Here is an 8524-nt window from a genome sequence, read left to right as displayed (position 1 = left end):
CGAGAAATATCTGACCCGTGTCATGACTCGTTTGACAACGGCAGGTGCCATCTTCTTGGCAGTAATTTCCGTTCTGCCTGTAATCTTGGGGGCACTTTCTGGTTTGCCTCAATCAGCGCAAATTGGAGGAACTTCTCTCCTGATCGTTATCGGTGTTGCGCTGGATACGATGAAGCAAATCGAAAGCCAATTGATCAAACGCCACTACAAAGGTTTTATCAATAAATAGGCAATAGGTACCGGTCAAGCTAAGATTTACTTGCCGGCACCTATTGTGCTGTTTGTTGATGTAGGGTAGTCTTGGAGGGAGTGACATAACGTGAACATCCTATTCATGGGCCCTCCGGGGGCAGGAAAAGGAACGCAAGCAGACGTCATTGTGAAAGAGTTCGGTATTCCCCACATTTCAACAGGCGATGCATTTCGTCTCGCGATTAAGCAGGGAACTCCCATTGGCCTGAAAGCCAAGGAATATATGGATCAAGGATTGCTCGTACCAGATGATGTAACCATCGGCATCGTTGAAGAACGTTTGCAGCAGCCGGATTGCAGAGAAGGATTCCTCTTGGATGGATTTCCAAGAACCCTGTCTCAAGCAGAAGCGCTCGATGGCATTCTGGATCGACTGAACTCAGGTCTCGATCATGTAATCAACCTGAAAGTGGACCGCAACAAATTGCTCGCCCGTTTGACGGGTCGTCGCATTTGTAAGAACTGTGGCGCCACGTATCATGTCGTGTTCAATCCGCCCAAGCAGGAAGGTATTTGTGATAAATGCGGCGGTGACTTGTACCAGCGCTCTGATGATAATGAAGAGAGCGTAGGCACACGTCTCGACGAATATATCAACAAAACAGCACCACTCCTCACATTTTATGAGAACAAAGGACTTCTTCGTCAAATGGACGGAGAGCAGGATATCGATCAAGTTTCTCATGAAATCGTGTCCCTGCTGCGAGGTTAATTGAATGATCATTGGTAAGTCCGAAACGGAACTGGGCTTGATGAGGGAAGCAGGGAGAATTGTTGCGGAAACGCATCGTCTCTTGGCAGAGCATATCGCTCCCGGTATTACGACTGGAGAACTTGACCATATGGCCGATCAATACATCCGCAGTCAAGGAGCTGTGCCGTCTTTCAAAGGTTATAACGGTTTCCCTGCCAGTGTGTGCGCTTCAGTGAATGAAGAGTTGGTGCATGGATTTCCCGGCAAACGAAAGTTGAACGAGGGCGATATCGTTACGTTTGACATTGGCGCGCAGTACCAGGGTTATCACGGAGATTCCGCCTGGACTTATCCAGTCGGCCGTATTTCCGAAGAAGCCCGTCGTCTTCTGGACGTTACCGAGGCTTCGTTATACGCAGGTCTGGCGCTGGTTAAACCGGACGTTCGCTTGTTTACAATATCTCATGCGATTCAGAAATATATTGAAGATGAAGGGTTCTCGGTAGTACGTGAATATGTCGGTCACGGTATAGGAGCGGATCTGCACGAAGAACCACAGATTCCGAACTATGGTCTTCCTGATCGGGGACCACGGCTTAAAGCGGGCATGGTGCTGGCCATAGAGCCGATGGTTAACGCAGGTAGACGGTATGTGAAAACGTTGGAAGATAACTGGACTGTCGTTACTGTTGATGGATCGTTATGCGCCCACTTTGAACACACCGTAGCAGTTACACATGAAGGCATGGAAATTTTCACAAAACTGAATGCGTAGGTGATAAGGCATGAACAATCAGTCTAATCCGCAGCTCGGTCAACTTGTGAAGATCCGTAAAGGCCGCAATACGGACCAAGCCGCAGTAATTGTTGCTATAGCGGACAGTAAGTTCGTATATATTGCGGATGGGGACAAACGTAAGTTTGATCAATCCAAGAAGAAGAATATTCTTCATCTTGAACTCCAGCCGATGATTAGCAGCGAGGTCGTAAACAGTTTAAACGAGAGTGGTCGGGTGACAAACGGAAAGCTCCGCTATGCGGTTCATTCGTTTCTGGAGTCCACCAACATTCAAGCTGAAGAGAAAGGAGACTGACTAATGGCCAAGGAAGATGTCATTGAAGTGGAAGGTACGGTTCTCGAGCCGCTACCGAATGCAACGTTCAAGGTTGAGCTTGAGAACGGTCATCAAATTCTCGCTCACGTTTCCGGCAAGTTGCGGATGCACTTTATCCGTATCCTGACTGGAGACAAAGTAGTTGTTCAGTTATCACCTTATGATTTGACAAAAGGTCGTATAACTTACCGTAAATAGTAGTAGACAGTTGCAATGAACTGTGAAGCTTATGAAGCGGGTTTTGCCCGGCAAAACTTGCGAAAGCTTCGAAGCCGGTTTTACAATGGTAAAACAAGGTCAATGCTTACGAAGAGGGTTTTGCTTAGCAAAACTTTGAGGAGGTAATTCACATGAAGGTAAGACCTTCGGTCAAGCCGATTTGCGAAAAATGCAAAGTCATTCGCCGCAAAGGGAATGTTATGGTTATCTGTGAAAATCCGAAACACAAACAAAAACAAGGTTAAAGAAGGGGGTGTAGCGTAAAATGGCACGTATAGCTGGTGTGGATTTGCCACGTGATAAGCGCGTTGAGATCGCCTTGACTTATATTTTCGGAATCGGTAAAACGACTTCCCAGAAAATTCTGAGCACAACAGGCATCAATCGGGACACTCGTGTCCGTGATTTGACGGAAGATGAAGTCAGCAAATTGCGTGAAAGTATCGACAAAGAGGTCAAAGTAGAAGGTGACCTGCGTCGTGAAATCTCTTTGAATATTAAACGTTTGACGGAGATCGGTTGCTACCGTGGAGTTCGTCATCGTCGTGGTCTGCCTGTTCGTGGACAACGTACGAAAACGAATGCTCGTACTCGTAAAGGTCCTCGTCGTACTGTAGCGAACAAGAAGAAATAATAAGGGGGGATAAGAGAAAATGGCTAAACCGAAAAAAGTCGTACGTACTAAACGTCGTGACCGTAAAAATATTGAATCTGGCGTGGCACATATCCGCTCCACGTTCAATAACACTATCGTTACCATTACGGACCCTCACGGAAACGCAATTTCGTGGGCAAGCTCCGGTGGCCTCGGATTCAGAGGTTCCCGTAAATCGACTCCGTTTGCTGCACAAATGGCTGCTGAGACTGCTGCCAAAGCTGCAATGGAACATGGGATGAAAGCCGTTGAGGTTATGGTTAAAGGACCAGGCGCAGGCCGTGAAGCAGCGATCCGCTCTTTGCAAGCTGCTGGTCTTGAAGTTAACCTGATCAAAGACGTAACTCCAGTCCCGCATAACGGATGCCGTCCTCCAAAACGTCGTCGTGTCTAATGAGATTTGCCCCTGCGTGTGGTATATTTCCGGCACAATCTGCTAATAATGGTTGTTTAGGCATACTACTACATGTTTTCGCAAGAGAAGGTAAATGTTTCATAGAGGACCGACGTTTTGAAGGAGGGGTATTGCAGTGATTGAAATCGAAAAGCCGAAAATTGAGACGGTAGACGTCAACGATGATGGCACCTATGGGAAATTCGTAGTAGAACCGCTGGAGCGCGGATACGGTACGACGCTTGGAAACTCGCTTCGCCGAATCTTGCTCTCGTCACTGCCGGGTGCGGCAGTGTCTTCGGTTCAAATCGATGGCGTTCTGCATGAATTTGCTACAGTTCCTGGCGTAATGGAAGATGTTACGGAGGTCATTCTTAACCTGAAAGCTTTGTCGCTTAAAATTCATTCTGATGAGGAGAAAGTGCTCGAGATTGATGCTGAAGGCGAAGGAGCAATTACGGCTGGAGATATCCGTGCTGACTCCGATGTGGAAATCCTTAACCCGGATCTTCATATTGCTACGCTCGGACCAGGTTCGAGACTTCACATGCGTATTTTTGCCAATCGCGGTCGCGGCTACGTCCAGGCAGATCGGAATAAACGCGATGACCAGCCGATCGGCGTCATCCCAGTCGATTCCATCTTCACCCCGATCAGCCGCGTTAACTACGCTGTGGAAAATACGCGTGTCGGCCAAGTGACCAACTATGACAAGCTCACGTTGGAAGTTTGGACTGACGGAAGTATTCGTCCTGAAGAGGCTGTAAGCCTTGGCGCTAAAATTTTGACCGAGCACTTGATGCTATTCGTGGGTCTTACAGACGAAGCGAAAGACGCAGAGATCATGGTCGAAAAAGAAGAAGACAAAAAAGAAAAAGTACTCGAAATGACGATCGAAGAGCTGGATCTCTCTGTTCGTTCCTACAACTGCCTCAAACGTGCCGGTATTAATACCGTGCAAGAGCTGACTACGAAAACGGAAGAAGACATGATGAAAGTCCGTAACCTCGGACGCAAGTCTTTGGAAGAAGTTCAAGAGAAGCTTGAGGAACTCGGTTTGGGACTCCGTACAGAAGAATAGACAGCCGAGTGCTTGAAGTGAAGGAGGGAAAACAATGGCATACCAAAAGTTGGGCCGTAATTCCAGCGCACGTAAAGCTTTGTTCCGTGACCTGGTAACCGACCTGTTCTTATACGAACGCATTCAGACAACTGAAGCGAAAGCAAAAGAGGTTCGCTCTATTGCTGAAAAACTGATCACTAAAGCGAAAAAGGGAGATCTTCATGCCCGTCGCCAAGTGGCAGCTTATGTTCGCCGCGAAACAATCGATGGTGAGCAAGATGCAATCCAAAAACTGTTTAGCGAATTGTCCGGTCGTTACGCTGAGCGTCCAGGTGGATACACTCGTATCCTTAAACTGGGACCTCGTCGTGGTGACGCTGCGCCTATGGTTTACTTGGAACTGGTTGACCGCGCGTAAAACAGATGAGATGAGGAAAGGGGACAGAATCACTGATTCTGGATTAACCCTTTTTTTCTCTTCATTTCGGAATTCGTGCTGTAATAGAAGCTCCGAAAGGGGCTTCTTTTGCTGTTCGAGATAGGCACATGTATAGTATGGAACAAAGGTGTGGTAATGATGCGCAACTTGTGTATGACGTTAACTTATGATGGCACTGCCTATTACGGCTTTCAGGTTCAGCCGGGAGGGAACACCATTCAGGATCATCTTGAAGATGCCATTCGTGCTTTAACCGGTGAGAAGGTTAAAATTACGGGTTCAGGCAGAACGGATGCAGGCGTTCACGCTCGCAGACAGATCTTCAATTTCTCGACGGAATCCCAGATCCCGATTGAACGATGGTGTATTGCGCTCAACTCCAGATTACCTTCCGATATTATTGTTATTGATGCGGTTGAAGTATCACACGATTTTCATTCTCGCTATGCAGCGAAAAAGAAAACGTATCGGTATACCGTCAATGCGAATCAATTTCCGGATGTATTCAACCGGAGGCTGCAATATCATCACCATGCCAAGCTGGACATTGCGGCAATGCAGGAGGGGTTGCGTCATTTTATTGGTACGTATGATTTTACCTCCTTTGCTTCACGCAAGTCTCAGAAAGACAATCATGTACGTTCGGTATACGAAGCATGGATAGAAGTGGACCGTTCAATGTGTAGGGACCATCCGCGCGATCAGGGTGTTATTCACATCTATGTGAGTGGTAACGGCTTTTTGCAGCATATGGTTCGTATTATTGTAGGTACCTTGCTGGAGATCGGAGAGGGCAAACGGAAAGCCTCTGATGTACCGAATATGATTGCTGCTTCTAATCGTTCTGCTGCTGGACCTACTGCAGTTAGCTGCGGTTTAATGCTCTGGGATCTTGAATACAAAAAAGATTAAATTTGCGAAGTGAAATGTTTAATTAACACTTGCGATTTAAGCTTCTATCATGTAATATAAAAGTTGTGTTTTCTTAATGGCTTTCCCACAGCCCCAATTAAGAGGGTCACAACGAAAGAACTATCCATCAACACCTAAAGTTAGCACTTAATGAACGAAGATAAATGAATATAATGATGTTGAACATTTTAAGGAGGAACTTTTCATGCGTACCACGTACATGGCGAAGCCTAACGAACTTGAGCGCCAATGGCACATCATTGATGCCGAAGGCAAAACGCTCGGACGTTTGGCGAGCGAAGCAGCTGCTTTGATCCGCGGCAAACATAAGCCACAATTCACTCCACATGTGGACACTGGCGATTTCGTTGTTATCATCAATGCAGAGAAAATTGTATTGACTGGTAAAAAAATGCAAGGTAAAAAATACTACCGTCACTCGATGCACCCAGGTGGTTTGAAAGTAACTACTGCTGAAGAGATGATTAAAAACAAACCAGAACGTGTTTTGGAGTTGGCTGTTCGCGGTATGCTTCCTAAAACTCGCATGGGCGAGAAAATGAAGCTGAGACTTAAAGCGTACAAAGGCGCTGAGCATCCACATGCAGCACAAAAACCAGAAGTTTACGAACTTCGCGGTTAATTAAAAGGAGGACAGTTTCATGGCACAAGTGCAATACTATGGGACAGGTCGTCGTAAACATTCGGTAGCTCGTGTTCGCCTCGTACCGGGTGAAGGACGCATTGTCATCAATAAACGTGATATTAATGAATACTTCGGTTTGGAAACACTCAAACTGATCGTAAAACAACCACTGAACCTGACAGAAACACTCAGCAACTATGATGTTCTTGTTATCGCTCATGGTGGCGGAATCTCCGGTCAAGCCGGCGCGATCCGTCATGGTATCTCCCGCGCTCTGTTGAAAGCAGATCCGGAATACCGTGCTTCCCTGAAAAAAGCAGGATTCCTGACTCGTGACCCACGGATGAAAGAGCGTAAAAAATACGGTCTCAAAGCCGCACGTCGCGCACCTCAGTTCTCCAAACGTTAATATGCATTACAAGCCTTTGGCCTCGGTCAAAGGCTTTTTTGTATTCTACAGACCAATTAGGCTACAATAACTTCTTATTACTCCTTAGCTGATGCAGTGAATCAGCTTCAGGTTTCTCTGTACCAGTTAAAGTATCTCTCCACAACCGGACATCGAATTAGAATCATCCCATCCCATCCTACCCGGATGCGACTCGTTCATTCCTCGTATTAACACTCCAGTAAATGCAACTCTCCGATATCCACTAATCTTATTCTTAAATTAAAACTTCACATGCTTGGAATCATTCTTTTTTCATACCTTACTTTCATCAGTCTTTCTTATGGTTTTAATAAAGGACCCTTACAATTGAAGAATAGGATTCCTGAATTTATTTTATTATTAAATACTCCTTTCCTTTCTTTATTCCTTAGGATCTATAGAGGTGTTCTATACTTCGTTTAATCGATTTGTCGCTATAAACCCAGCAGTAGCAAGGTTTTCAATGATGAATGACTAGTGATTAGGTGAGAATGGATGATGCATCACATGGATGATTTTATCTACAAATCAATCTAAAGTATAATTAAACCCAAATTCCAATTAAAATTAACAGCAAAAAATTGGGCTGAAACTGATGTATTTTACCATATGGTAGGCATTGACATCCCCAATGAAAGATTTATACTATACATAATTCATATTAGATTAGTCGGCTTTAGCGATTGTTGAAATGCAGAATGGGGGAAATGCAGACATGAACTTGTTGGAGAAAGAAGAACTGGCACGGACGAAAGCTGAAGAGTTGGAAAACGCAAGTCCAGAGGATATTATTCGTTATGCTATTGAGACGTTTCCAAATATCACTTTTGCATGCAGCTTCGGTGCGGAGGATGTTGTACTTGTAGATATGCTCCAGAAGATCAGCCCATCCACGGATATTTTTTATCTGGATACCGATTTTCATTTTAAGGAAACTTATGAAACTCGTGATAAAATGAAGGAGAAATACAATCTTGGATTTTGTACGAGTGGCACCAAAAATCACTCCTGAAGAGCAGGCATCTCAACATGGAGAACAATTGTGGAAGTCGGATCCCAATGCTTGTTGTAATATTCGGAAGGTTGAACCGCTGACACGTATCCTATCCCAATATGATGCTTGGATTACCGGTATTCGGAGAGATCAAGCACCGACGCGTGCAAATTCCAAAAAAGTAGAATATGATGCCAAGTTTGGACTTATGAAGTTCAACCCGATTGCACACTGGACCTCAGAGGATGTATGGGATTATATTCGTGTCAATAATGTCGTGTACAATCCGCTGCATGATCAGAACTACCCGAGTATCGGTTGTCAATATTGCACACGTCAGGTTATGCCTGGAGAAGATCCACGTGCGGGACGCTGGTCTGGGAATGATAAAACGGAATGTGGTCTTCATAAATAATTCAGTTCAGAGTAAGGTTTGGATAATGCAATGAATTCACTCTTATTGATATAAAAAAATGGAGAAACAGGGAGCTGACAAGATGACTTCGATTCTGCCTCATGGAGGTACGCTGATTCAGCGTGTCGTACAAGGAGAAGAACGGGAACAATTATTACGAGAGAGTGAGAAACTGTCCTCTTTACGTATTAACAGCTGGACGATTTCGGATTTGGATCTGATTGGTGTGGGTGCGTTCTCACCGCTTCAAGGTTTTATGACTGAAGAAGACTATCTTTCGGTTATATCTCGTATGC

General features: G+C 45.2%; 12 protein-coding genes and 3 pseudogenes. All 15 read left to right on the top strand.

The window, feature by feature from the left end; translation table 11 throughout:
* A pseudogene (locus AMS66_RS01885) lies at window positions 1-229 on the top strand (preprotein translocase subunit SecY); the annotation flags it as partial.
* Window positions 230-319: 90 nt separating this feature from the next.
* Complete coding sequence (locus AMS66_RS01880; RefSeq protein ID WP_024633570.1) at window positions 320-964, top strand: adenylate kinase; 645 nt, start codon at window positions 320-322, stop codon at window positions 962-964.
* Between the two features lie 4 nt (window positions 965-968).
* On the top strand, window positions 969-1721 hold the full coding sequence (gene map / locus AMS66_RS01875) for a type I methionyl aminopeptidase (RefSeq protein ID WP_053779202.1): 753 nt from the start codon (window positions 969-971) through the stop codon (window positions 1719-1721).
* 10 nt (window positions 1722-1731) lie between these two features.
* Window positions 1732-2040 (top strand): KOW domain-containing RNA-binding protein, encoded by a 309-nt coding sequence (locus AMS66_RS01870; protein ID WP_053779201.1) that lies wholly within the window; start codon window positions 1732-1734, stop codon window positions 2038-2040.
* A 3-nt stretch (window positions 2041-2043) separates the two neighbouring features.
* Window positions 2044-2259 (top strand): translation initiation factor IF-1, encoded by a 216-nt coding sequence (gene infA, locus AMS66_RS01865; protein WP_017692098.1) that lies wholly within the window; start codon window positions 2044-2046, stop codon window positions 2257-2259.
* Window positions 2260-2411: 152 nt separating this feature from the next.
* Window positions 2412-2525: a 50S ribosomal protein L36 gene (rpmJ, locus tag AMS66_RS01860; RefSeq protein ID WP_003333770.1), complete on the top strand. Its 114-nt coding sequence runs from the start codon at window positions 2412-2414 to the stop codon at window positions 2523-2525.
* A gap of 20 nt (window positions 2526-2545) precedes the next feature.
* Complete coding sequence (rpsM, locus tag AMS66_RS01855; RefSeq protein ID WP_053779200.1) at window positions 2546-2914, top strand: 30S ribosomal protein S13; 369 nt, start codon at window positions 2546-2548, stop codon at window positions 2912-2914.
* Between the two features lie 19 nt (window positions 2915-2933).
* A complete protein-coding gene (rpsK, locus tag AMS66_RS01850) occupies window positions 2934-3329 on the top strand; it encodes a 30S ribosomal protein S11 (protein ID WP_017692100.1) in 396 nt (131 codons plus the stop codon).
* 136 nt (window positions 3330-3465) lie between these two features.
* Window positions 3466-4410: a DNA-directed RNA polymerase subunit alpha gene (locus AMS66_RS01845; RefSeq protein WP_017692101.1), complete on the top strand. Its 945-nt coding sequence runs from the start codon at window positions 3466-3468 to the stop codon at window positions 4408-4410.
* Between the two features lie 34 nt (window positions 4411-4444).
* Window positions 4445-4810 (top strand): 50S ribosomal protein L17, encoded by a 366-nt coding sequence (gene rplQ, locus AMS66_RS01840; protein ID WP_017692102.1) that lies wholly within the window; start codon window positions 4445-4447, stop codon window positions 4808-4810.
* 159 nt (window positions 4811-4969) lie between these two features.
* Entirely contained in the window at window positions 4970-5743 is a 774-nt protein-coding gene (truA, locus tag AMS66_RS01835; RefSeq protein ID WP_053779199.1) for a tRNA pseudouridine(38-40) synthase TruA, read from the top strand.
* A gap of 205 nt (window positions 5744-5948) precedes the next feature.
* The gene (gene rplM / locus AMS66_RS01830) at window positions 5949-6386 is read left to right on the top strand and encodes a 50S ribosomal protein L13 (protein ID WP_053779198.1); all 438 of its coding nucleotides are present in this window, start codon (window positions 5949-5951) and stop codon (window positions 6384-6386) included.
* 19 nt (window positions 6387-6405) lie between these two features.
* The gene (gene rpsI, locus AMS66_RS01825; protein ID WP_024633563.1) at window positions 6406-6798 is read left to right on the top strand and encodes a 30S ribosomal protein S9; all 393 of its coding nucleotides are present in this window, start codon (window positions 6406-6408) and stop codon (window positions 6796-6798) included.
* A gap of 736 nt (window positions 6799-7534) precedes the next feature.
* Window positions 7535-8228, top strand: a pseudogene (locus AMS66_RS01820) (phosphoadenylyl-sulfate reductase).
* A gap of 82 nt (window positions 8229-8310) precedes the next feature.
* Window positions 8311-8524 (top strand): annotated as a pseudogene (gene sat / locus AMS66_RS01815) (sulfate adenylyltransferase); the annotation flags it as partial.

The organism is Paenibacillus xylanivorans (genome assembly GCF_001280595.1).
Lineage (GTDB): Bacteria > Bacillota > Bacilli > Paenibacillales > Paenibacillaceae > Paenibacillus > Paenibacillus xylanivorans.
The sequence above is the reverse complement of the archived record's forward strand: the minus strand, read 5'-3'. Positions and strand labels throughout refer to the sequence as shown.